The following is a 24,864-nucleotide window of genomic DNA, read 5'->3' as shown; positions in this document are numbered from 1 at the left end:
ATCACGTAAACACAAAGCGTCCGGTGCAAAGCGTCAGCCCTGCTCCCGGACACATTAAGCCTGTGCAACCACAGTGCCGCTCAGACGACTTCCACCGGCACCCGTTTTGCCAACGCGCACATCAGCTCATATCCGATGGTTCCCGACGCGTGGGCGACGTCGTCGATCCTGACCTGGTCACCCCATAGCTCGACTTTCGAACCGATCCGCGCATGCGGGCAAGGCGACAGGTCGACGGTCAGCATGTCCATCGAAACACGGCCCACCACTTGCGTCATCACGCCGTCGACCGCGATGGGTGTACCCGTGGGTGCATGCCGGGGATAACCGTCCGCATAGCCGCACGCAACCACGCCAATGCGCATGTCACGATTCGCGGCGAAGGCGCGACCATAGCCGACTGTTTCCTGCGCCGACAACGACTGCACGCCGATCACTTCGCTTGTGAACGTCATTGAAGCGCGCAAGCCCACGTCGCCGATGTGGCGCGACTGACCGGTGGGCGAACCGCCATAGAGCACGACGCCCGGGCGCACCCAGTCGCGATGCGCCTGGGGATGCCACAGAACGGCCGCGGAATTCGCAAGACTTCGTTGACCCGGGATGTCTTGCGTCACCGCATCGAAACGATCCATCTGCCATGCAACGTCGCCTTCGTCCGCATTCGCGAAATGGCTCATCAGTGTGATGTCCGCGATACCCGGAATCGATTTCGCCTCCTCCCACGCGGCGCGGTATGCGTCGGGCCGGAAGCCGAGGCGATTCATGCCGGAGTTCATTTTCAGACTCACGTTGACGCGCTTGCCTGATGACGACAGGCGCAACAGATCGAGTTGCTCACGGCAATGCACGGCCATGGAAAGATCAAACTGTTGGGCGATCCGCACATCATCCGGCCGGAAGATACCTTCCAGAAGAAGGACCGGCCTGGTCCAACCCAATTCGCGCACGCGGACCGCTTCGTCGAGATCGAGTAGCGCGATGCCGTCGGCACTCGCTAGCGCAGGGAAAATGCGCTCGATACCGTGTCCGTACGCGTTCGCTTTGACCACGGCCCAAACCCGTGATCGAGGTGCCCGCTGTTTGACGACGGAGAGATTATGGGCAACTGCAGTGGGATGAATCTGCGCAACGATGGGGCGTGGCATAGGAGGCGTTGAGGCTTGTTTGGAAAGGGAATAGATGCCTGTTGCTAACAACCCGCGTTATGCGTGACAGGCAGCGTTTTCCACTATCGTATCGAGCCTATGCCAGTTTTTGTTAATGTATTGTTTTGATTTTCAGGTTTATCTTTCGTTTGATTGGACCCGATTCTGCCCGCTCGGAAAGTGTCGGTTCGCAGCCCAGCACGAACGACACCCTCCGGCGCGAGCGCTCATTGGATATCCAGCACCGGTTGGCTTTTCACCAGATCGTCAATCGCCTTGATCTGCGATAGGAAAGCTTCGAGCAGATGAAGCGGCAACGCGCTCGGGCCATCGCAGCGCGCACGATCAGGGTCCGGGTGAGCTTCCAGAAAGAGTCCGGCCAGCCCGACTGCCATCCCGGCGCGAGCGAGGTCGACCACCTGGCGGCGACGGCCGCCGGACGCTTCGCTCGCGGGATCGCGGCGTTGCAGACTGTGCGTGACGTCGAATATCACCGGGCAGTTGTCGCTCGCGTCGCGCATCTCGCGGAACCCCAGCATATCCACGACGAGGTTGTCGTAGCCAAACGAGCTGCCGCGCTCACATAGGATCACCTGGCGATTGCCGGCCTCGTTGCATTTCGCTACGACGTGTTTGATCTGCGCGGGACTCATGAACTGCGGCTTCTTCACGTTGACCGGCTTACCCGTGCTCGCAATCGCCACCACCAGATCCGTTTGACGGGCAAGAAACGCCGGCACCTGAAGCACGTCCGCAACGTCGGCAACCGGGCGGGCCTGCGCGACTTCGTGCACGTCCGTAATGACCGGAACGCCGAATCGCTGCTTCACCGCGCTCAGTATCTCGAGCCCTTCATCGAGCCCAACCCCGCGATAAGAATGCATCGATGAGCGGTTCGCCTTGTCGAACGAGGCCTTGAAGACGAACGGCACGTTCAGCTTGTGCGTGACTTCGACATATTTCTCACACACGTCCAGCGTGAAATCGAGGCTTTCGAGTACATTCAGGCCGCCGAAAAGTACGAACGGCAGCGTGTTGCCGAGCGTCACGCCCGGTGCGATATCGATATTCATGATGTTCCCCCTACGTTTGATAAGCCACATTCGCGCGAGCACGCGCACTGATGTGGAAACAATCTTAGCCGTCGCTCAATGCATCAGCCCGCGTGTGTAGAACGGCGCGAGCTGTTGACAGGCAGAGACTACCACCGGAGCGCCGGACAACCTTGCTTGAATGATTGAGAGCGGCGTTGCTTACCGCGGATGAAGCAGGAGGCATCGCATCGCAATGGTATTGTGCCCCTCGGATATGAGTTATTCGGCAGCGGAGCGAACTGCCGCTTCATTGAAGTCCGCGAGAACTGCCGCGGCACCAGGAAACGCTGCGCTACCTTCAGCGCGTTTTCTGACGATAACGCAGCGAATCGATAACCAGCGCCAAGGCCCGTGAAGACTCCGAACGACTCGCGTAGTACGCGTGTAAACCTGGAAACGTTGGGCACCAGTCGTCGAGCACGCGAACAAGGCGTCCCGCCGTGACGTGAGCCTGCACCAGATCCGATGGCAGGTAGGCAAGACCATAGCCCGCCAACGCGGCGTCGAGCATGTGATAGCTGCCGTTGAATGAGAGCTGGCCCTCCACGCGCACCTGAACTTCACGACTGCCTTTTTTTAGCTCCCAGGCATAGAAGCCGCCGAGTGTCGGCAAACGCAAATTGATGCAGTTGTGCTGCATCAGATCCTGAGGCTTCTTCGGCTGCGGCTTGTTCTCCAGGTACGTCGGCGAGCCGACGATCGCCATCTTCATATCCGCGGCAATGCGAACCGCGATCATGTCTTTCGCGACCTGATCGCCATGACGGATGCCGATATCGTAGCGATCCGCGACGATATCGGTGAGGCCATAGTCCGTCATGATCTCGACCTTGATCTCCGGATACTTGTGCAGCACTTTAGACAGCTTGGGCCAGAGAACCGTGTTGGTGGCGTGATCTGTCGCCGTGATGCGAATCGTGCCGGCAGGCTTGTCGCGGAGTTCGGTTACCGCCATCAGTTCAGCTTCGATTTCCCCGAAGCGAGGCGCCACCCGCTGCAGGATACGGTCACCCGCTTCGGTAGGCGACACGCTGCGCGTGGTCCGCGTCAGCAAGCGCAGGCCAAGCCGGCTTTCGAGTGCACGAATGGTGTGGCTCAACGCGGATTGGGACACACCTAGCTGCGCGGCCGCGCGGGTGAAATTGCGTTCGCGTGCAACAGCGATGAAGGCAAGCAGATCGTTGAAATTTTCGCGTGGCATTGATGGAACCGATCTCATGGGTGTTGGTGGGATTTAACCACTAGTCACACATGAGCGCATTGACTAGATTCGTCATGCCAATCGCGGCTGTACTAGCCGGGCCGCTTCTCCAACACCTCTTTTACAACCGGCAACGCGGAGAATACGTTCGGCCAACCCGCGTAGAAAGCCAACTGCGTCATCACTTCGGAGGCTTGCGCCTTCGTGAGGCCGTTGTCCATTGCCCGGTTCAGGTGATACGTCAGTTGCGCGAACTGCCCCGTGGCGACAAGCGCACTGACCGTCACCAGGCTTCGATCTCGGGGCGTGAGGCCCGGACGCAGCCAGAGATCGTGAAAAAGCGCTTCCGTCGTGTAGTGCACGACACCTGGCGCCACCGCACCGAAGTTCTTCTCGACGGCTGTTGCCCTTTGAGCTTCCGCAGCCTCGTCGATTGGAAGCTGTTCGCCCGGAACCGCCGGCAGCCCGGATAGCGTGATCCCGCGCTTATCGAAAGCCGGCTTTGCGGCCACCACAGCCGACGCCGCATTGCCCCAACCGGAATAGAACGCCAGATGCGTGACGATTTCGGAAAACTCATTCGGCTTCACGCCGCTATCGAGCGCCAGGTTCAGGTAAAACGGAATATCGGTGGTCTGATTGCGCGCAATCAGCACCGCTAGCGTAACGATGCTGCGATCCCGGGCAGACAGTTGCGGGCGCTTCCAGAGATCGCCAAGCAGTACGCCGTTCGTGTAATGCTCGAGCGCCGGCGAGACAGTGCGCATAGCATCGAGCGTGGATGTCGGCGGAAGAGAAGCTACCTTCGTCATATCGGTTGTCCTTTCAATGTGCGAACAGGCGCCGAGCCCCAAAGAAAGCACGGTCGCTGCTACGGCAAAATATTTCATCTTGCGATTCCATCCTGTAGATGACGTGCGCAGCGGTCGAATCGGGCGCGTGGCGCGGAATGTCCGCGGGTTCATGAGCAATCTAGCCATCTCGCGCGCGCGTGACTAGATGCTAAATTCCGCAAACACTTATGAATCAGGTTCATAACAGCATGCGGTTTAGTGGACTTAATCTCTAGACGGTGAGTCTCTATGATCTGAACCACGGGAAAAACCTGCACGGAGAAAAGTAATGGACTATCGATATCTGGGCCGTAGCGCCCTTAAAGTTTCGCCCTTGTGTCTGGGCGCGATGATGTTCGGCGGCGAAACGGACGAAACCACGTCGAAGCGCATCATCGACAAGGCGTTCGATCATGGTGTCAATTTCATCGATACGGCGGACGTCTATCACGCGGGCCGTTCCGAGGAGATCGTAGGACGGGCGGTCGCCGGGCAACGCGATAGCTGGGTCATTGCCACGAAGTTCGGCTACCCGACCACTCAAGGCCCGAACGAACAGGGGCAGTCGCGCAAATGGATCATCCAGTCAGTCGATGCAAGCCTCAAGCGCCTGGGCACGGACTACATCGACATTCTCTACTTCCATCGCGCGTTACTCGACGCGCCGCTCGAAGAAGCCGTGCGCACGATCGGCGACCTGATTCGCCAGGGCAAGGTTCGCTACTTCGGTCTGTCTAATTTCCGCGGCTGGCGCATTGCCGAAATCGTGCGTCTTGCCGATCAGTTCGGCATCGATCGGCCGGTCGCAAGCGAGCCGCTCTACAACATGGTGGATCGCACCGCCGAGATCGAGCAATTGCCCGCAGCGGCGCACTATGGTCTCGGCGTCGTACCTTATAGCCCACTGGCTCGTGGCGTACTGACCGGCAAATATGCGCTGGATGGCGCACCGCCGGCCGATTCGCGCGCGGGGCGCGGCGACAAGCGCATCCAGCAGACCGAGTGGCGCCCCGAATCGCTGGCGATCGCGCAGAAGCTCGCGGCTCATGCCGCGGCGCGCGGTACGAATTCGATTGCGTTCGCCTTGGCGTGGGTGCTCAAGAACCGATTCGTCAGCTCCACTATCGCCGGTCCTCGCACCGAGGCACATTGGGACAGCTATATTCAAGCGCTGAATGTGGAACTGGGACCCGAAGACGAGAAGTTTGTCGATAGTCTGGTGCCGCCCGGCCATGCGTCGACGCCGGGGTATACGGATCCGGGGTATCCGATCGAAGGTCGCAGGGTTGGTTGATGCAGCGTGGGGGGTTGATCGGTTTCGTGGGAGGCATGGCTCCCTTGGGATCGATGTTTCGGTATGGGCGCGCCACTGGTGAAGCGCCGGCCGGCGGGCGTCATCCGATTTCAGCCCCGTGATCCAAGCTTGAACAGAAGGAGTCCTGGTCGCGCGATAGTAGGACCTTAGGTACCGCCGAAATTCGTCGCACTCGACTTAAGCGTCGCTCCGCCGGGCCACTGTGCGAACTCAAAGCTGATAGTTGCGTCCTCGTACTGTCCGCCCCGAGTTGTTGCCTGAAACGACATGAGCAATTCGAATCGCCGGCTTCCCATTCGTCGGCGACCTCGGGAAAATGCAACATATCTGGCGTCGACTCCGTAATACGCATAAGTGACGGGATGACATTCCAGCTTGACGAACCATTGATGAAAAGCTCGGGCACAAAAAAAGAGCGGCGTCACCGCCTGAATGTCGGGACGCCGCCTGAATCACACACCCGCAGGACGAGATAGACCGCGCGAGTGAGCTCACAGTATCGGTCGCCGTTGCTGGCTTCAAGACGAAAAATTTTCCTTTGTAACAGTGGCCGAGGCACGATTTACGCCATTTGGCCGGATCGTTTCCGCTCGCCCCGTCGTCCGTGCTGCATTCGTATGAGGACATGCCGCCGCAGCCTGCGCGAAGTTACAAGACCGGAAAACTGTTACAAAAGCGCTCTCCAATCGTCCGTGCCGACAACGGTCTCGGGCGCTGCGTCCTTTCCGGTCGCTTACGGGCTGTGAGATATGTCTAAACGTACAGTATCGTAGGTCGCGCGCGAAGATCTAGACTTATAGTCCGGAGACAAATACGGAGCGCGCCATGGTTACGAAAACCGACCGTCGGACATTCTCCGGGCTGACCGCAGCGTTTTTGTCGGGTCCGCGGGCCAAGCAAAGCGTCTCCTACACCGTGAAGGCAGCCCAGCAGCGTGCCGACGAAGCCTGGAGACGTACCGCGCACGGCGTGCATAGCTCCCCACTCATTAAAGCCCCGAAAGCCTGATTATCAAAAATCACAAACAAACCCAAGCTTGCCGTCCGAATCAGCCGTCATCAGACCGGAGACTAACCATGACTGCGCCGCAAAAACCTTTCGGTGTCACGCTGAAGCCGCAAGCCCGGGCTCCACGCAAGTTGATCGAGGTCCCCGACCCCGAGGCACGCCCCGATCTGATGGAAGCCGTTCGCCGAGTCGTGACGGAGAATCGGGAAGCCGGAGGGCGACGTCGCCGGGAATAAATCGATCCCGCATTCTGGTCCTGGCGCAATGGGAAGCGCTCGCCGCCTCCCTCGTGCCTGCGGCGGCGTAAATGGAAGCGGCCGCGTTGCGCGACCGTGCGCCGCAAATATTGACCTCGCGGACGTGCTCGCTGAGGAAGTGGAAGAGTTGTACGCCATCCATCCTGACAAACGGATAGAGCTGGGCGTGATCGGCGATTCGCAGGGCGTCTGGGACGGCCAGCGCCTGCAGCAATTGCTCGGAAACCTCGTACACAACGCCATCAGGTATGGCGCCCGGGACGCGCCGGCGCGCGTAGTGGTGATCTGCGATGTAACACAGATCCGTATCGAAGTCAGGAACAGCGGACCGGCCATTGCGCGCACATCGCTGGCGCGTATCTTTGATCCGCTAGCACGGGCGACGAACATGAGGACAAAAGCGACGCCAGCAATCTCGGACTAGGCCTCTATATTGCTAACGAAATTGCCAAGGCTCATCATGGTGAAATCGAGGCGCGGTCTGACGGAACGGAGACGGCGTTTTCGGTGTTACTCCCGCGTGCGGGCGACCTGTAAATTTCCTTCGGCGCGAATGCGCCAGATGAACGGGCTCGTCTGCTTTGTGCTCGGTGAGAGCCGTGCTTGACGAACGACACATGCAACGTGTGCTGATACTCGGGTGGCGTCGCCATTCCCTCATTCCCCCGGCCGGGCGACGGACGATAAGAATGCGCGGTTCCCATCGCGATCGAATTGGACAACGAGATAATATATCGGCCAGTCATATCAGCCTCCACAATATTCAAACCGGGAGTAGAACATGCCGGACAAACGGCAACCAGGCGATACGATCCAGAACTGGACAGACAAATGGGTGGCATCTGTCGCTGACTATGCAATTTGTGCGATTTCTCCCGAAGGCCGGATCCTGACGTGGAATCCCGGCTGCGTAACTATTCACGGATACCAGCCGGACGAAATTATCGGCCACATGCTGGACGTCCTCTACACGGAGGACGACCGCCAGAAACGGGCGCTTTCGACCTGCCTCGAAAGCGCCCGACGCATAGGGCGCCATGACACTGAAGGCTGGCGAGTCCGCAAGAATGGGTCAACGTTTTGGGCCAGCGACGTAACTACTGCGTTGCATGCGGAAGGCGGGCAACTTGTCGGTTACGTGAATATCGTGCGCGATGTCACGGAAAAGAAGGCCGCGCACGATGCGGTACTTGAAAGCGAACGGCGCTTCCGTGTGCTGGTGAATGGGGTGACCGACTATGCGATCTTCATGCTCTCGCCGGAAGGGATAATCACAAACTGGAACTCCGGCGCACGACGCATCAAGGGCTATACCGCCGAGGAAATCATTGGATCGCATTTCTCGCGTTTTTACACACCGGCAGACGCGGCGACTGGACTGCCACAGCGCGGGCTGGCCACTGCCGCAAGAGAAGGGCGATTCGAAGCGGAAGGATGGCGGGTCAGGAAGGATGGCACCCGTTTCTGGGCGCACGTCGTAATCGACGCAATTCACAACGATGACGGAACGCTTGCTGGATTTGCGAAGATCACCCGCGACATCACCGAGCGGATGGAGGCGAACCGGGCTCTCGAAGAGACCAGGACGGCACTGTTCCAGTCCCAGAAGATGGAGGCGATCGGCAAGCTGACAGGTGGCGTCGCGCACGATTTCAACAATGTATTGCAGGTATTGCGCGGCAACCTGGAACTGCTGGAAAACCGCCATGCCGGCGACCGATGGACCCGCGATCGGCTTGACAAGGCGATCGACGCGGTAGAGCGCGGCGCGAAACTGGCATCCCAACTGCTCGCCTTTGGACGCCGCCAGCCTTTGCGACCGGTTGTGATTAACCTGGCGCCCGCGATACGAGGCATGGACGATCTGCTGCGGCGCGCGCTAGGTGAAACCATTGAGGTGGAAACGGTCGTCGCCGGCGGGCTATGGAACACGATCGTGGACATTCATCAGCTCGAGAACGTCATTCTCAATCTGGCAATCAACGCGCGCGATGCGATGCCGGATGGCGGAAAGCTGACCATGGAACTGGCCAATGCAATGCTCGACGATCAATACGTTGCCGGACTGCCCGATGTGCCGGCAGGCCAGTACGTCATGCTCGCCGTCACCGACACGGGCACGGGCATGCCGGCTAACGTGCTCGAGCGGGCATTCGACCCATTCTTTACGACGAAACCCGAAGGGGCGGGAACCGGCCTGGGTTTGAGCATGGCCTATGGTTTCGTCAAGCAAAGCGGCGGACATACCCGCATCTATAGCGAGCTCGGGCATGGCACCACCGTGAAGATCTACCTGCCGCGCTCCACCGAAGCGGCAATGGAACCTCCCGCGAGACCGAGCGTCAGGTTGCTAGGCGGAACAGAGACCATTCTCGTCGTGGAAGACGATCTCAAAGTGCAATCGACCGTCGTCGATACGCTGTCGGGTCTTGGTTACAGCGTGCTGAAGGCAGACTGCGCCGAAGAGGCGTTGACCGTGATTCGAAGCGGCGTCCACATTGACCTGCTTTTTACCGATGTCGTGATGCCGGGGGCCGTGCGCAGTCCCGACATGGCTGCGCAAGCGGTGCAGCTTCTGCCGCGCCTGAAGGTGCTTTTCACCTCCGGTTATACGCAGAACGCGATCATTCACGGTGGACGGCTCGACCCAGGGGTCGAACTGCTGAGCAAGCCATACACTCGCGAACAACTCGCCTACAAGATCCGCCAGCTGCTGGGAGGAGCCGGCGCGCCGCTTGAGAGCGAGGGCGCGACGGCGTCGGAAGCAGGCTGCGGCACGACAGGTCTGCGGGTTCTTCTGGTCGACGACGATCCCTCGCTGCTGGAAGCTACGAGCGAATTGGCAAAAATACTCGGACACGACCCAGCCGCGACCGCGTCGCCGGAAGAGGCCCTGCGCTGGCTGAGGGACGAGGCATTCGACGTATTACTCGCCGATCTGGTGATTCCCGGCATGTCCGGAATCGAACTCGCCGAACAGGCGATTCAGATACAGCCTGCGCTGCGCATTGTCTTCGCCTCGGGCAATGAGATGCCCGACGTTCCAGCGCTGAAGTTTCGTTGGAAGGCGTTGCGCAAGCCCTATACCCTAGAAGAGCTGGATAAGGTACTGGACCAGCCTGAAATTTAGATGCGCTCATCGGTGTACTGGCCACCATTGATGCGAGGACTTACGTCCTGCCGAAATACTGTGCGCTTGAATGCCATCGCGGTGCTGTCGGCCGGAAGGCACCTGAAGGTGCCGCACGGCCATCTTGTCACGTTCGCCACCCGATAGTTCAGAACTGCGAATGCAGGCTGGCGCGACATCGTCGCTCCAATACAACGTTGCCCGTTTTGAAGGGACGAAATAGAGCAGCCCTACGCCTCTACTGGCACGGTGCGATCAGCATTATTGCGAATTTGTGACGGATTACTCCAGAAAACCGGAAGAGTCTAATGCAGCCACAAACCGAGGCCGCGCTGCATTAGCCCTCCTATACTCGCGCCGTTGTTCAAGTCTCAATCCCAACACGCTGGAGTTAATTCATGAAGAAGATCCCCGTCGCCATCGCCGTCTCTGCCGCGCTTGCCGCATCGGCCGCCCATGCACAGAGTTCGGTCACGCTGTACGGTCTCGTCGACGCCGGTATCGCGTACACCAATAACGTCGGCGGCAGCGGCCGGGTCGCACTGGCGAGCGGCAATATCAGCGGTAGCCGGTTTGGTCTGCGCGGCGCGGAAGACCTCGGCGGCGGTCTGAAGGCCATCTTCGTGCTCGAAAATGGTTTCAACGTCAATAACGGCACGCTCGGTCAGGGAGGCCGGATGTTCGGTCGTCAGGCATACGTTGGCCTGAGCAGCAAAAATTTTGGCGCGGTCACGCTGGGGCGCCAGTATGACTCCATGGTCGATTTCGTCTCGCCCCTGTCTGCTACTGCAGGCACGTTTGGTGACTCGGGGTTTGCGCACCCGTATGACAACGACAACCTTCAACATAGCGTCCGCTTCAACAACGCGGTCAAGTTCACCAGTCTCGACTATGCCGGCTTCAAGGCCGGCGGCATGTACGCGTTCAGCAACACCCAGACCGGCTTTGCTGTCGACCGTGCGTACAGTGCGGGCGCCAGCTACAACTACGGTGGCTTGAACGTGGCTGCCGCCTATTTGCAGATCAACGGTTCGGGCGCTTCGAATCCGAATACCACAGGCGCCGCTGACCCGACAGAGTTCAAAGGCGGCCTGACGTCGGATGTGCAGCGTACGACGGGCGCGGGCGTGAGCTACGGCTTCGGTCCTGCGACCGTCGGGTTTGTCTACACGCACAGCCAGTACCAGGATACGAACGCGTTCGGCCTGAAGCAAGGCGGGGTTAGTTTCGACAACTATGAAATCAACGGCAAGTACGCAGTCACGCCGGCACTTATGGTCGGCATTTCGTACGCCTACACGGATGCACATTTGAGTGGCGCAACGTCGTACGGTACAGATCCGAAGTGGAACCAGATCAACGCGATTACCCGGTATTCGCTGTCCAAGCGTACGGAACTGTATGCCGAAGCGATGTATCAGCACGCAACGGGCAACAAGAACGTCGCAGTCCTGTACAACGCGGGTGGTGCTTCATCAACGGGCAATCAGGTCATGGGTTCTGTCGGCATATTGACCCGTTTCTAAGGCGGCTCGACGCAGAGCGGCAAATGCCATGGCATTTGCCATGTGTGACGACGCAACAGTCAGGTGCGCCGGCGAAGCACTCGCCGGCGCAAAGATCATCCGGGCACGACCCATACAGCCTGATTGAAAAGGTCGCGTCCAGATGCGTCGGGACACCTGTCGCGGGTCCCGATGAAACGGTGGTCATGGCGCAGTGAATGCGGAGCGAGAGTCCGCTGATACTTTCGCCGACGCGACTTTCTCCGAGTAACATTTTGGCCCGTCCACTTGGACGGGCTTTTTTTTCCAGGCACTGGCGTGGTTCAATTGTCGCGTGCAGCATCCGGAATAACCAGACGTCTCAAGCGAGCGCCGCGCTTGTTCGCAGCGGCAGCGTCGACACGCTCAGACGCCTCTCCCGCACGCTTCTTGTTGCCGGTAAAACCCACCCTAATTGACGCGCAGCACCTAACTGCTTCGCTCGGATCATCGCAGCACCGCATTGCTCGCCAGCAACTCGGCCGTGGTACGAAAGTCGCGTGAAGCCCGGGTCCCACTCACGCCCGCTACCACCTCCGCCAACGTGACAAAACCGTGAGTGATATAAGGCGACAGGCCGCTGACAGCGCCGTTCAAAGCATTGCGGGTGCGGGCGTACACAGCAGGTCGTACGGCGGAAATGCGCGCACGGGCAGCCGCCAGAGTGGGTTCGGGCGCACCCAGACCGGCGTCCGATATCAAGTCATCCGCAAACAATACGCCGTCGGACACTTCCGGTTTATGCCTTCTGGACACATCCAACCTCGTTCCGGCGGATTGCCGCTGCACGCTCGCTAACGGCCTGCCTGTCAGCCGCGCTCAGACGGGCGAGGTTTTTCACCTGCAGTGCCATACGTGGATTTTTGGCAAGCAAGGCCTGATGGCGCATCAGGAATTCCCAGTACAACGTGGTGAAGGGGCAGGCACGCTCACCCGCCCTCTCGCCCGGGTCGTAGCGGCAGTTCCTGCAGTGGGGACTCATGCGCTGAATGTACTTTCCGGTCGCCACATAAGGCTTGCTACCCATCATCCCGCCATCGGCGTACTGGCTCATGCCTAAAGTATTCGGCAGTTCGACCCACTCGACAGCATCGACGTACACCGCGAGATACCATGAATGCACCTTTTGCGGTTGAACGCCCAGCATCAGGGCATAAAGGCCGGTCACCATCAGGCGCTGGATATGATTGGCGTAACCGTGTCTCAGCGTTTGTGCCAAAGCGTCACGCAGGCACGCAAAATCGGTGGCCCCGGTCCAGTACCATGCCGGCAGTTCCTGCTGGGCATCCAGCAGGTTGCGCTCACCGTATGCAGGCATCTGCGTCCAGTAGATGCCCCGCACATATTCGCGCCAGCCAAGGATCTGGCGGATGAAACCTTCAACGCTGGCAAGCGGAGCGTGGCCGTTCCGATAGGCCATTTCAGCAGCCGCCACTACCTCTCGCGGGTTCAGCAGCTTCAGGTTGAGCGCAGCGGAAATCTGGGCGTGGTAGAGCCAGGGATCGTCAGGCCACATGGCATCCTGGTAGCGTCCGAACAGCGGCAGCCTGTCTTCTATAAAATCACTCAGCGATTGCAACGCCTGAGCTCGTGTTACAGGCCAGCCGAAGTCGTCGAGCCGCCCGGGGTGCCCGCTGAAGCGGGCATTGACCAGCGCGATCACCTCGCGCGTCATATCGTCCGGTTCAAAACAGGCGCGCGGCGGCACGAACCCGGGCCCATCGACGCCAAAGGGCTCGCGATTAAGGCTGTCGAAGTTCCACCGGCCACCCAGCGGCTCGTCAGACAGGCCGTCGCCCTCCATCAGAACCTGATGGCGCTTGCGCTGTTCCCGATAGAAGTACTCCATGCGCAGGACTTTCCGGCTTTTGGCATGCTCCGCAAACTCACGCACACTGGTAAAAAAATGGCGGTCCACACGCACGTCCAGCGGTATCGAACTGGCCGCAGCAACCGTCTTGATCGCCTGCAGCACGCGCCAGTCACCCGGGGCTGTCATGATCAGGCGGGCAGGCCTTAGTCGCTGAAGGTCGGCGTGCAGTTGCGCGCCAAGACTGCCGGCGTTGTTGACGTCATCGAGCCGCGTGTAGACGAGGTCGTGGCCCGCCTCCCCCACACTCAGCGCGAAATGGCGCATAGCGGATAGGAACAGCGCCGTGCGCTGCTTGCTGGACCATACATGCGTCGACTCCTCGGCGACTTCGGCCATCCAGACCGAATCCTGTTCCGGGTCGAACCCGTCGAACGCGGACGCATCGAGGTCGAGCTGATCGCCCAGCACGATTACCAGTGAGCGCAGACTAGCCATGACGCCTCTTGCCGCGCCTGCACGCGTCCGAGCAATACTTCACATCAGACCAGTTCCTCGCCCAGCGACGACGCCAGCTCATGGGTAAGCCACAAACGACGCATAGCTTGACCGGCAACGAAGCTTTGTTACCTCGATGCCGCACTGCCGTCGCATGAACGCCTACAGTGGGCAGGAAATTGCGCGCGCCGAAGACCCACATAAGCAGGATCAACGCGTGGATCGCCATGATGATCGCGGTAACGCGCTGGGCCAGCCAGTCGCGCAGATCGTCATGCGCGCCGACGACGGGACGTTTCGCGCCTATTCGCATCGCGCGCGGACAACCGGACCCCGACGCGAGCCGGGGAAACTCCACGCTGACTGAGACGGAACGCTCTGGCATCACGCGCCCGCCATCGAATGAAGGATGCCATGGCCGCCGTCCACCCCGATCTGCTGGCCGGTGATCCAACCAGCATCATCGCTCAGCAGAAAGTCGATCAACGCCGCGGTATCCTCGCCTCGACCCAGACGTCTCATAGGATTTAACTTTGACATCCGGGCGATCGACTCGGGCGAGCCCGTCAGCTTCGACGACATGTTCGAGACAGTGAGTCCCGGATGGACGCAATTCACCCGGATACCGCGCTCAGCATAGGTCGCCGCGGCCGTGACGGCGAGCGCAGCCACTGCGGCCTTTGCACCCGCGATGGCCTCGTGATTCGGAAATCCAGACTGCGCCGCAACCGTGCCCACAAGTACAGCGCTCGAGGGCTTGCGGTGGGCGAGCGCAGCGGTCACGAAAGCCCGAAGCACGTGCCACGCACTGATGTAGTTATCGGCAAGCGTCGCGCGCATATCCGCTTCGCTGGTCAGGTGCAGAGGTCGGATCAGAATCGAGCCGACGCAATGGGCGACACCTGTGACTTCTCCAAATCGCTCAATGCCTGCCTGAATCGCACATTGCACCTGCGCCGCATCGGTTACGTCGGCGGGTGCAGCGAGCGCGCGCACTCCAAGTTCGTCGGCGAGTTCGGTGAGCCTCGGTCCGTCGCGCGATGTAAGAACAATGCTTAAACCGCGCGCTGACAGTCTCCGGGCAAGTGCAGATCCGACTGCACCGCTCGCGCCAGTAATCCAGATCGCAGCCATTGCCTCGCTCCCGACAGAAACCCGTTACGTTCAGCCGCTCAATACCGGGCATCGAGCCACACTCTCGTGCCAGCCAATCAATTCCGACCCGGCAGAAGATCCAGAAATTCGCGGCGCAGCGCGGGATCCCGAAGAAACGAACCGCGCATCACGCTGTTGACCATTTTTGCGTCGTCGTCTTTTGTGCCGCGCCAATGCATGCAGAAGTGGTCGGCCTCCAGCACCACGGCAAGCCCGTCGGGCTGAATGCGCTCTTCGAGCAGATCCGCGATCTGCTTGACGGCCTCTTCCTGGATCTGCGGCCGGGTCATGATCCAGTTGATCAGGCGTCCGTATTTGGACAGACCAATGAGGTTCGAATTTTCGTTGGGCATCACGCCAACCCAGACCCGCCCCATGATCGGGCACAGGTGATGGGAGCAGGCGCTACGCACGCGTAGCGGACCCACGATCATCAACTCGTTGAGCCGCTCGACATTCGGAAATTCGGTGACAGCCGGCGCGGCGTCGTATCGTCCCGCAAAGACCTCGCGCACGAACATTTTTGCCACGCGTTGCGCGGTTTCGTGCGTGTTGTGATCGTTGTCGACGTCGATGACGAGCGAGCGCAAAACCCCTTGAAGCTTGTCCGCGACTTCCTTTTGCAGCAGCTCCAGCTCTCCCTCGCGAAGATAGCCGGCGATGTTGTCGTTCGCGTGGAACCGGGCTCCCGCACTCAGAAGCCGACATCTGATCCGCTGCGAAAGCGGCACGCCCTCGCCCAACTCCACGCCGTGGCGTATGTCCTGCGCTACTGATTGCATGAGACCTTTTCTCCCAACGTCAATGTGTCAATCCGTACGCGTTACCTGCGCTGTGTCATGTGCGCTGTGTCCCCGACTCGCGAAGCCACGCCTCACTCCGCCTCATGCGGTTGAGGCGACCAGCCTTCTTCGCGCACCACACGCTCGAGCGCCGACTCGATCAGCACGCGCGCGCGATTGGCGACGTCGCCGAGATGCCGGTGTAAAGCAACGTCGTGCGCCGAGCGCGATGTACATGCGTCGCTATAGGATTCGAACGTGGCCAACTGCATCACCAGTTCAGCGAGGTGCCGGGGACATTCGCACGCAATCGTCGACGAGCGGGCCGCGATGGCTTCGAGCTCGGCGTCGTCATACCGACGCGGGGAGCGCGTCCACGTGGATGCTTCGCCGGACTCAAGCGTCAGTTGAGCGCTCTGGAAAAGATCGCCGAGCAGCTGGCGGAGTTCGGTTCTGCTGTCGAGCTCCCGATACAGCCGCACACCGGCGAGGCGCAACGCTTCTGCCGCGCGCCCCGTGCCGAAGCCGTACACCACGGCGACCGCCGCCGCGCCGCAGGCGTCGGCGAGTGCGAGAACCTCGGAGGCGGCGTCCTCATGCAGAGAAGGAAGACGCAACAGCAGAATGTTCGTCTCTTCCCCTTCAGATGACGCGTCTTCGCGCGCCGCAGCCAGATCCGCATATTCTGCGAGCATGCCAACGCCGTAGCGCTGCAGATCGATACCCGTTTCGGCCAGGCGCCGGGCGAGATTCTCGCCCACCAGCGTGAGCCGGAACCTGACCTCGGAACGTGTATTGGCCGGGCGCGCTCTGCCGGTGGACGCCTCCCCGGCAGCAAGAAACTCGAGTTGTTCGCGTTCCAGACGCGCAATCGCTCCAATCGCGTGGCCGCGCTGCACCAGCGCGTTGATCAGCACCAGTCGGCGCACGTCGTCTTCGGAGTACAGGCGCTGTCCCGCCTCACTTTTAGCCGGGCCCACCACCTCATAGCGCCGCTCCCAAAGCCTTAGCCTCGTGACCGGCATCCGCGCCAGCCGCGCGGCCTCCCCGCTCCGGTAAATGCGACGGAGCGACGTGTCTTCGACGGAGGTTGACGGCATGGCCATTCCTTTAGCTTTGCATGAGTCGGAATCATATGCCCGTTTCGAGTCAATGTGAATCATTATTGCGAGTCGTGTCGCCGAATATTGGCGACAAACCGACGATACTCTGCCACAATTCTTCATAATCATTCGCCACCATGAGTCATGATGACTCATATCGGTGCGTATCCGGCTTTTGCTAGTGACTCACGGCGAGCTCCCGAACCCAGCAGAGAGAAGTCATGCCTATCAAGCGGAAAGGCCTACGAATAGCCGTCGTCGGTGCGGGGATCGCCGGCTTGTCATGCGCAACGGTCTTGCGCCGCTCGGGTTTCGAGGTCAACGTGTTCGACAAAAGCCGCGGGCCGGCCGGGCGCATGAGCACCCGTCGCGAGGGCGATCGGCAGTGCGACCATGGGGCCCAGTACTTCACCGCGCGCGATCCGCTCTTCCAGGCTGAAGTGGCGCGATGGCAGAACGCAGGCGTCGCCGCGATCTGGCCTGCACGAATTGCGGTGCTCGACGGCTCCGCCCGGACCACATGGGCGAGCGCGCAAGACCGCTTTGTCGGTACGCCGTCCATGAATGCGCCGGCGAAGTTTCTCGCTGGCGCTCAGTCGGTGACCTTGGGTTGCACGGTCACGGCGTTGCATCGGGATGGGCGACAGTGGCGCCTCGAGTCCGCCGAACAGGGCACGCTGGCGGAGCGCTTCGACGTCGTGGTCCTCGCCATGCCCGCGCCGCAGGCGGCGGATTTGCTGCGGGAGCCCGCGACCAGACTCGCGGCGCTCGCAAGCAAAACGAAGATGCGCCCATGTTGGGCACTCATGGTGCGCTTGCCTGAGCGCTTGCCGGTGCCGTTCGATGCCGCCTTCATCAACGAGGGGCCCCTGCGCTGGATAGCGCGCGATAGCAGCAAGCCAGGCCGTAACGGTCCCGAAACATGGCTATTGCACGCGAACGCCGAGTGGAGCGAGCTTTATATCGACGCCAGCGCGGAACGTGTCGCGGATTGTCTGCTCGAAGCGTTCGCGCTGCACGGCGGCCAACGGTCCAGCGAATGGACTGCGCACCGCTGGCGATTCGCCGACACCGCGGCGAGCGACGAGCCGGCGCCCGGATACATCTGGGACGAAGCCAGCGGCCTGGCAATGTGCGGCGATTGGCTCAATGGCGGCAGAGTCGAGGGTGCGTGGCTAAGCGGCCGCATGCTGGGCAAGCAGATTGCCTCCGGGTGGGAGGTTGCCCCTAAACACGGCGGCTCCCGGCCTAAGAAACCACCTCGTCAATTTACTTGACACTTAAACTATCTAGGCCTAAATTACTTTCCAGAGCAAAGTCCACTGGAGAGTCAGCATGCGTATCGTATGTATCGGCGGCGGCCCGGCCGGTTTGTACTTCGGCCTGTTAATGAAGGGCCGGAACCCGGCGTACGAGGTCACGGTGGTCGAACGCAATCGCCCCTACGACACCTTCGGCTGGGGCGTCGTCTTCTCCGACCAGACGCTCGGCAACCTGCGCGCCGCCGACGCCCCGAGCGCGGACGCGATTCTCGACGCCTTCAATCACTGGGACGACATCGAGATCAATTTCCGCGGCAGGCAGATTCGCTCGTCGGGCCACGGCTTCTGCGGTATCGGCAGAAAACGTCTGCTGAATATCCTGCAGGCGCGTTGCGAAGAACTGGGCGTCAAGCTGGTTTTCGAAACCCAGGTCACCGACGACACCATCTACAACGCCGACCTGATCATCGCCTGTGACGGCGCCAACAGCGCGATCCGTCAAAAGTACGCAGCGACTTACAAGCCCGCAATCGACATGCGCGATTGCCGCTTCGTCTGGCTCGGCACCAAAAAGCTATTTGACGCCTTCACATTCGCCTTCGAAGAAACAGAGTTCGGCTGGTTCCAGGCTCACGCTTATCGTTTCGACGATCAAACCTCCACGTTTATTGTGGAAGCACCGGAGCGCGTCTGGCGTGCCGCCGGTCTCGACGAAATGAGCAAGGAAGACAGCATCGCGTTCTGCGAGAAACTGTTCGCCAAATACCTGGACGGCAACGCATTGCTCTCGAACGCCGCGCATTTGCGCGGGTCGTCGCAATGGATTCGCTTCCCGCGCGTCGTCAATGAGGAATGGGTGCACTGGCGCAACAATGCCGACGGCACGCAAACACCGATCGTGCTGATGGGCGATGCAGCGCACACCGCGCACTTCTCGATCGGCTCGGGCACCAAGCTCGCACTCGAAGATTCGATCGAACTCGCCAACAGCATGGGCGCGCATCCGGGTGACTTGGCCGCCGCGTTGCAGCACTACACCGACGTGCGCAGTATCGACGTGCTGCGCATCCAGAATGCCGCGCGCAATTCGACGGAATGGTTCGAGCATGTCGATCGCTATACGTCGTTCGAGCCGGAACAGTTCGCCTACTCGCTGCTTACGCGTTCGCAGCGCATTTCGCACGAAAACCTGCGGGAGCGCGATGGAAGCTATCTGTCGGCGTTCGAAGACTGGCTCGCGCACCGCTCGGGCATCGATCGCGCGCCTGAAAAACACTCCGTTCCGCCGATGTTCACGCCCTTCACGTTGCGTGGCGTCACGCTGAAAAACCGCGTCGTCGTTTCGCCGATGGCGCAGTACTCCGCTGTCGACGGCGTAGCCGGTGACTATCATCTGATGCATCTCGGTGCCCGCGCCATGGGCGGCGCCGCGCTCGTCATGACGGAAATGACCTGCGTGTCGCCCGAAGCGCGCATCACGCCCGCCTGTCCCGGCATGTACGCGCCGGAACATCTGGCGGCGTGGAAGCGCATTGTCGATCTCGTGCATCATCAGTCGGACGCGAAAATCGGCATTCAGCTCGGGCACTCCGGCGCCAAAGGCTCGACACGTGTCGCGTGGGAAGGCATCGACCTGCCGCTCGACGAGGGCAACTGGCCGCTCGTGTCCGCTTCGCCCCAACAGTATTTAAGCGGTATCAGTCAGACCTCGCGTGAAGCCACCCGGGACGAGCTCAATCAAATCGAAGCGCAGTTCGTACGCGCTACGAAAATGTCCGCAGAGGCAGGCTTCGATTGGCTCGAATTGCACTGCGCGCATGGCTATTTTCTGTCGAGCTTCCTGTCGCCGTTGACCAACCAGCGCACCGACGAATACGGCGGCTCGCTTGAAAACCGTCTGCGCTATCCGTTGCAGGTTTTCAAGGCGATCCGTGCGGTCTGGCCGCAAGACAAGCCGATCTCCGTGCGCATTTCCGCCAACGACTGGGTCGACGGAGGCACCACGCCCGACGACGCCGTGCAAATCGCGCGCGCCTTCAAAGCGGCAGGCGCCGACATGATCGACGTCTCGTCGGGCCAGGTCAGCAAGCAGGAAAAGCCCGTGTACGGCCGCATGTTCCAGACGCCCTTCTCCGACCGCGTGCGCAACGAAGCCGGCATCGCGACGATCGCCGTTGGTGCGATCTCGGAAGCGGACCATGTGAACAGCATCATCGCGGCGGGCCGAGCCGATCTCTGCGCGATAGCGCGGCCCCATCTGGCCAATCCGTCCTGGACGTTGAATGAAGCCGCAAAAATAGGCTACTTCGACGTGGCATGGCCAAAGCCCTATACGGCGGCCAAGTCGCAACTCGAGCGCAATCTCGAACGCGAACGCGCCCAGGCCGCAGCTAACGCTGGCCTGTCGGCACAAGAACGCGCGCAACGCGCTGAAGGAACAACGTGAATACGCCAACTACCTCGACGCTCGCAGGACAGCATGCCGTCGTCACCGGCGGCGGCAGCGGCATCGGTGCAGCGGTGGCCGAAGTGCTGCTGCGCGCCGGCGCCCGCGTCACCTTGATGGGCCGCAACGTGCAACGTCTCGAAGCACAGCGGGAAAAGTTCAACGGCCTCGGTGAGGTCGCCTGCATCAGCGTCGACGTCACCAGCGAAGAATCGGTCGAGAAGGCATTCGCGCAAGCCGGTGCCATCGACATCCTCGTCAACAACGCAGGTCAGGCGCAGGCCGCCCCCTTTACCCACACCGACATGGCGCTCTGGCAGCGCATGCTCGACGTCAATCTCACCGGCGTGTTCCTCGGCACGCGTGCCGTGCTGCCCGGCATGCTCGAACGCGGTCACGGCCGCATCGTCAATATCGCGAGCACGGCGGGACAAATCGGTTATGCGTACGTCGCGGCGTACTGTGCCGCGAAACACGGGGTGATCGGCCTGACGCGTTCGCTCGCGTTGGAAGTCGCGACCAAAGGCATCACGGTCAACGCCGTCTGCCCCGGTTATACGGAAACCGAGCTGCTGCATGCGTCGCTCGACCAGATCACCAGCAAGACCTCACGCACGGAACAGCAAGCGCGCGAAACCTTGCTTCGCTCGAATCCGCAGCGTCGTTTCGTGAGCCCGGAACAAGTCGCCAACTCGGTGCTTTGGCTCTGCCAACCCGGCTCGGACGCGATCACGGGCCAATCCATTTCCATCTCCGGTGGAGAAGTAATGTGACCAAGTCATCGAACATCAAAACGCCCCCATCGGCCGAAGCCAAGCCGGCGCGCAAAGGCGTCGCCAAACTTGCGGAGAACGTCGTGGATCTGGAAATGAGCACCGGCGCCGATAGTCATATGGGCCTGCGTTTGTGGCTGCGCATGCTGACCACGACCAATCTCGTGCAAGCCGAATTGCGCAAGCGTCTGCGCAACGAATTCGACACCACGTTGCCGCGTTTCGACCTGATGGCACAGCTCGAACGTCATCCGGAAGGGCTGAAGATGACCGAGCTGTCGCGCCGTTTGATGGTGACGGGCGGCAACGTGACCGGCATTACGGATCAGCTCGAAAAAGAAGGGCTGGTTTCGCGCGACACCGATCCGAACGACCGCCGCTCGATCAGCGTGTGCCTCACCCCCGCGGGCCGCAAGGCGTTCGACAAGATGGCAGTAGCGCATGAGCAATGGGTCGTCGAACTGTTCGGCGGCTTGAGCCTCGACGAAAAATCGCGCACCCATCAGCGCCTCGGCAAACTCAAACAACATCTGCTCGACAGTCTGAAAGACTGATTCGCACCGTAGGAGACACTCATGACACGATCCAATGCCGACGCGCTGCTGGCCGGCAACCGCCTGACACTCGCCGGTTACGAAGCGCGGCACTTCGGCTGGTCGGTCGCCGGCAAGGTCGCGACGATCACGCTGAACCGCCCCGAGCGCAAGAATCCGCTGACCTTCGAATCGTATGCGGAGTTACGCGATCTGTTCCGGCAACTCGCCTACGCAACCGACGTGAAGGCGGTCGTGATCCACGGAGCGGGCGAGAACTTCTGCTCCGGCGGCGACGTGCACGACATCATTGCACCGCTGATCGATCTGCCGATGCCCGAGCTGCTGCTGTTCACCCGCATGACAGGCGACCTGGTCAAGGCAATGCGCCACTGCCCGCAACCCATCATTGCGGCGGTCGACGGCGTATGCGCGGGCGCCGGCGCGATTCTGGCGATGTCGTCCGACATGCGGCTCGGCACCGCGCGCAGCAAACTCGCATTTCTGTTCACACGCGTCGGCCTCGCCGGCTGCGATATGGGCGCCTGCGCGATCCTGCCGCGCATCATCGGTCAGGGACGCGCCGCCGAACTGCTGTTCACCGGCCGCTCGGCGAGCGGCGACGAAGGCCACGCATGGGGCTTCTATAACCGCCTCTGCGACCCGGCGGCGCTCCTCGCGGAAGCGCAAAAGCTCGCCGCCGATCTCGCTGCCGGCCCGACCTTCGCGCACGGCATCACGAAGAAGATGCTGCACCAGGAATGGAGCATGAGCATCGACGAAGCGATTGAATCGGAAGCCCAAGCTCAGGCCATCTGCATGAGCACCCGCGATTTCGAACGTGCATATAACGCGTTTGCCGCGAAGTCGCGCCCTGTGTTCGAGGGAGATTGAATTGAGCACTCACAGCGATATGGATCTGCACAGCGCGCTCGCGTGGCCGTTTTTTGAACCGCGCCATCGCGAACTGGCCAAGGGTATCGAAGCATGGTGCAGCAACAATCTCTCGCACGTCGAGCACGATGACGTCGATGCGACCTGCCGCCATCTGGTCCGCGAACTCGGTGCGGCAGGCTGGCTGAAATATGGTGTTGGCGGCGTGGCCTACGGCGGACATGGCGATACCATCGACACACGCGCGGTGTGCCTGTTGCGCGAAACGCTCGCCAAACATTCCGGTCTCGCGGATTTCGCGCTGGCAATGCAAGGGCTTGGCTCCGGGGCGATCTCGCTCGGCGGCACACATGAGCAAAAGACGCGTTACTTGCCGCGCGTCGCGAACGGATCGGCTCTCGCCGCCTTCGCCTTGTCGGAACCGGAGGCAGGATCGGACGTCGCCGCAATGGCTCTCTCGGCGCGAGAAGACGGTGACTTCTACGTACTCGACGGCGACAAGACGTGGATCTCCAACGGCGGCATCGCGGATTTCTACGTAGTGTTCGCCAGAACCGGCGAAGCGCCCGGCGCACGCGGCATTACCGCATTTATCGTCGACGCCGACACGCCGGGCCTGGAAATCGCCGAACGCATCGACGTAATCGCGCCGCATCCGCTCGCGCGTTTGCACTTTGCCGGCGCACGCGTGCCGCGCGGCCAGATGCTCGGCGCACCCGGCGAAGGTTTCAAGCTCGCGATGCGTACGCTGGATATCTTCCGCACGTCAGTGGCAGCCGCGTCGTTGGGGTTCGCGCGTCATGCCATGGCTGAAGGTCTTTCGCGTGCGGCGTCGCGCAAGATGTTCGGCCAGACGCTCGGCGATTTTCAACTGACGCAGGCCAAGCTCGCGCAGATGGCATTGACGATCGACAGCAGCGCGTTGCTGGTGTATCGCGCGGCATGGCTGCGCGATCAGGGCGAAAACGTCACGCGTGAAGCCGCGATGGCCAAGTGGCACGCCAGCGAAGGCGCGCAACAGGTAATCGACGCCGCCGTGCAACTTTATGGCGGAATGGGCGTGCAAAGCGGCACCGCTGTCGAGATGCTGTACCGCGAAATTCGTGCTTTACGGATCTATGAAGGCGCGACCGAAGTGCAGCAGTTGATTGTCGGCCGCGATCTCCTGAAAGCGCATGCTGCGGAATCCGGCAAGGACGCAGCGAAATGAACCCGACCTTTGAAAGACCGGTCCGCATCCGCTTTTCGCACTGCGATCCGGCCGGCATCGTGTTCTTTCCGCAGTATCTGGTGATGACCAACGCGCTAGTTGAAGACTGGTTCAACGAAGGCCTGCGGATCGACTACGCACGGATGATCGCGCAACGCCGTGTCGGCCTGCCGATCGTCAAACTCGATTGCGAGTTTTCCCGGCCGAGCCAGATGGGTGAAACGATCACGCTGTCGCTCAAACTCATCAAGGTGGGTCGCCGTTCGATCAGCATCGGGATCGTCGGCCAGCATGGCGACGAAATCCGCTTCAGTGCGAAACAGGTGCTGGTGACCACGTCGCTCGAAAGCGGCGCCTCCATCGACATTCCCGCCGACATCGCGAGCGCGCTCGCGAAGTTCGCTCCACAGCCCGAACCCATCGAGGCCCATCGCTCATGAAAAAAGCTCTCCTTCCCGCCGGTTGGATCAAGCCGCGCGGCTACGCGAACGGCGTTGCCGCGACCGGCACGCAAGTGTTCATCGCCGGCCAGATCGGTTGGGACGAACAGGCGCGCTTTCAGACCGCCGACTTCGCCCAACAGGCAATTCAGGCGCTCAGGAACGTGGTCGCCGTATTGCATGAAGCGGGCGGTAAACCCGAGCATCTGGTCCGGCTGACGTGGTACGTCACGGATAAACGCGAGTACCTTGCCTCGCTGAAAGATATCGGCCGCGCCTTTCGCGAGCTGATCGGCGACTACGACATCGCGATGAGCGCGGTACAGGTCGTTGCATTGATCGAAGACGAAGCCAAGGTCGAGATCGAAGCAACGGCCGTGATTCCCCAGTAAGCAAAGTACACGAACACGCCACCCACCAAGCCAACC

Annotated in this window: 22 protein-coding genes and 1 pseudogene; 12 read left to right on the top strand and 11 right to left on the bottom strand. The window is 60.9% G+C overall.

Annotated elements, in window-relative coordinates:
- Positions 1-80: 80 nt before the first annotated feature.
- From alr to HWX91_RS37400, 4 genes are all read right to left on the bottom strand, one after another.
- Positions 81-1,148, bottom strand: a complete 1,068-nt coding sequence (alr, locus tag HWX91_RS37415) for an alanine racemase (RefSeq protein WP_042274311.1) — start codon at positions 1,146-1,148, stop codon at positions 81-83.
- 227 nt (positions 1,149-1,375) lie between these two features.
- Positions 1,376-2,221: a 3-deoxy-8-phosphooctulonate synthase gene (kdsA, locus tag HWX91_RS37410; RefSeq protein ID WP_028195341.1), complete on the bottom strand. Its 846-nt coding sequence runs from the start codon at positions 2,219-2,221 to the stop codon at positions 1,376-1,378.
- Between the two features lie 319 nt (positions 2,222-2,540).
- The gene (locus tag HWX91_RS37405) at positions 2,541-3,443 is read right to left on the bottom strand and encodes a LysR family transcriptional regulator (protein WP_028195342.1); all 903 of its coding nucleotides are present in this window, start codon (positions 3,441-3,443) and stop codon (positions 2,541-2,543) included.
- 92 nt (positions 3,444-3,535) lie between these two features.
- On the bottom strand, positions 3,536-4,255 hold the full coding sequence (locus tag HWX91_RS37400; RefSeq protein WP_244144186.1) for a carboxymuconolactone decarboxylase family protein: 720 nt from the start codon (positions 4,253-4,255) through the stop codon (positions 3,536-3,538).
- 310 nt (positions 4,256-4,565) lie between these two features.
- On the opposite strand from HWX91_RS37400, the gene HWX91_RS37395 reads away from it, so the two are divergent.
- The 4 genes from HWX91_RS37395 (at position 4,566) to HWX91_RS37380 (ending at position 11,512) form a co-directional block, all read left to right on the top strand.
- Positions 4,566-5,570: an aldo/keto reductase gene (locus HWX91_RS37395; protein ID WP_028195344.1), complete on the top strand. Its 1,005-nt coding sequence runs from the start codon at positions 4,566-4,568 to the stop codon at positions 5,568-5,570.
- A 1,389-nt stretch (positions 5,571-6,959) separates the two neighbouring features.
- Positions 6,960-7,280 (top strand): ATP-binding protein, encoded by a 321-nt coding sequence (locus tag HWX91_RS41015; RefSeq protein ID WP_052660650.1) that lies wholly within the window; start codon positions 6,960-6,962, stop codon positions 7,278-7,280.
- A 357-nt stretch (positions 7,281-7,637) separates the two neighbouring features.
- Positions 7,638-9,986, top strand: a complete 2,349-nt coding sequence (locus tag HWX91_RS37385; protein ID WP_028195347.1) for a hybrid sensor histidine kinase/response regulator — start codon at positions 7,638-7,640, stop codon at positions 9,984-9,986.
- A 398-nt stretch (positions 9,987-10,384) separates the two neighbouring features.
- On the top strand, positions 10,385-11,512 hold the full coding sequence (locus HWX91_RS37380) for a porin (RefSeq protein WP_025496261.1): 1,128 nt from the start codon (positions 10,385-10,387) through the stop codon (positions 11,510-11,512).
- 465 nt (positions 11,513-11,977) lie between these two features.
- Here the strand turns inward: HWX91_RS37380 and HWX91_RS41425 are convergent, their stop codons facing one another.
- From HWX91_RS41425 to HWX91_RS37345, 7 genes and pseudogenes are all read right to left on the bottom strand, one after another.
- A complete protein-coding gene (locus tag HWX91_RS41425; RefSeq protein WP_375792413.1) occupies positions 11,978-12,286 on the bottom strand; it encodes a hypothetical protein in 309 nt (102 codons plus the stop codon).
- Positions 12,270-13,838 carry a cryptochrome/photolyase family protein gene (locus HWX91_RS37370; protein ID WP_028195348.1) on the bottom strand — a complete coding sequence of 523 codons (1,569 nt, stop codon included), beginning with the start codon at positions 13,836-13,838 and terminating at the stop codon, positions 12,270-12,272. Before HWX91_RS37370 ends, HWX91_RS41425 begins: the two co-directional genes overlap by 17 nt.
- On the bottom strand, positions 13,831-14,040 hold the full coding sequence (locus HWX91_RS37365) for a DUF2256 domain-containing protein (RefSeq protein ID WP_081832980.1): 210 nt from the start codon (positions 14,038-14,040) through the stop codon (positions 13,831-13,833). The genes HWX91_RS37370 and HWX91_RS37365 overlap by 8 nt, the downstream gene beginning before the upstream one ends.
- Positions 14,014-14,151: pseudogene (locus tag HWX91_RS37360) on the bottom strand (succinate dehydrogenase, hydrophobic membrane anchor protein); the annotation flags it as partial. The pseudogene HWX91_RS37360 and the gene HWX91_RS37365, both read right to left, overlap by 27 nt.
- 71 nt (positions 14,152-14,222) lie before the next feature.
- Entirely contained in the window at positions 14,223-14,972 is a 750-nt protein-coding gene (locus HWX91_RS37355) for an SDR family NAD(P)-dependent oxidoreductase (protein WP_028195350.1), read from the bottom strand.
- Positions 14,973-15,049: 77 nt separating this feature from the next.
- On the bottom strand, positions 15,050-15,775 hold the full coding sequence (gene folE, locus HWX91_RS37350; RefSeq protein ID WP_025496256.1) for a GTP cyclohydrolase I: 726 nt from the start codon (positions 15,773-15,775) through the stop codon (positions 15,050-15,052).
- A gap of 92 nt (positions 15,776-15,867) precedes the next feature.
- Positions 15,868-16,875, bottom strand: a complete 1,008-nt coding sequence (locus HWX91_RS37345; RefSeq protein WP_028195352.1) for a MerR family transcriptional regulator — start codon at positions 16,873-16,875, stop codon at positions 15,868-15,870.
- A 224-nt stretch (positions 16,876-17,099) separates the two neighbouring features.
- On the opposite strand from HWX91_RS37345, the gene HWX91_RS37340 reads away from it, so the two are divergent.
- From HWX91_RS37340 to HWX91_RS37305, 8 genes are read left to right on the top strand one after another with little or no spacing between them, the layout of a single operon-like run.
- On the top strand, positions 17,100-18,155 hold the full coding sequence (locus tag HWX91_RS37340) for an NAD(P)/FAD-dependent oxidoreductase (protein WP_042274326.1): 1,056 nt from the start codon (positions 17,100-17,102) through the stop codon (positions 18,153-18,155).
- 58 nt (positions 18,156-18,213) lie between these two features.
- Complete coding sequence (locus HWX91_RS37335) at positions 18,214-20,586, top strand: bifunctional salicylyl-CoA 5-hydroxylase/oxidoreductase (protein WP_028195353.1); 2,373 nt, start codon at positions 18,214-18,216, stop codon at positions 20,584-20,586.
- Positions 20,583-21,359 carry an SDR family NAD(P)-dependent oxidoreductase gene (locus tag HWX91_RS37330; RefSeq protein WP_028195354.1) on the top strand — a complete coding sequence of 259 codons (777 nt, stop codon included), beginning with the start codon at positions 20,583-20,585 and terminating at the stop codon, positions 21,357-21,359. The genes HWX91_RS37335 and HWX91_RS37330 overlap by 4 nt, the downstream gene beginning before the upstream one ends.
- A complete protein-coding gene (locus HWX91_RS37325) occupies positions 21,356-21,913 on the top strand; it encodes a MarR family winged helix-turn-helix transcriptional regulator (RefSeq protein WP_028195355.1) in 558 nt (185 codons plus the stop codon). Before HWX91_RS37330 ends, HWX91_RS37325 begins: the two co-directional genes overlap by 4 nt.
- Before the next feature lie 21 nt (positions 21,914-21,934).
- Positions 21,935-22,786, top strand: a complete 852-nt coding sequence (locus HWX91_RS37320) for an enoyl-CoA hydratase family protein (RefSeq protein ID WP_028195356.1) — start codon at positions 21,935-21,937, stop codon at positions 22,784-22,786.
- A 19-nt stretch (positions 22,787-22,805) separates the two neighbouring features.
- Complete coding sequence (locus HWX91_RS37315) at positions 22,806-23,996, top strand: acyl-CoA dehydrogenase family protein (protein ID WP_042274328.1); 1,191 nt, start codon at positions 22,806-22,808, stop codon at positions 23,994-23,996.
- Positions 23,993-24,436, top strand: a complete 444-nt coding sequence (locus tag HWX91_RS37310) for an acyl-CoA thioesterase (protein WP_028195358.1) — start codon at positions 23,993-23,995, stop codon at positions 24,434-24,436. The genes HWX91_RS37315 and HWX91_RS37310 overlap by 4 nt, the downstream gene beginning before the upstream one ends.
- Positions 24,433-24,828: a RidA family protein gene (locus HWX91_RS37305; RefSeq protein WP_028195359.1), complete on the top strand. Its 396-nt coding sequence runs from the start codon at positions 24,433-24,435 to the stop codon at positions 24,826-24,828. Before HWX91_RS37310 ends, HWX91_RS37305 begins: the two co-directional genes overlap by 4 nt.
- Positions 24,829-24,864: the final 36 nt, after the last annotated feature.

Origin of the sequence: Paraburkholderia fungorum, from assembly GCF_902833645.1 — a bacterium.
GTDB lineage: Bacteria > Pseudomonadota > Gammaproteobacteria > Burkholderiales > Burkholderiaceae > Paraburkholderia > Paraburkholderia fungorum.
The sequence above is the reverse complement of the archived record's forward strand: the minus strand, read 5'-3'. Positions and strand labels throughout refer to the sequence as shown.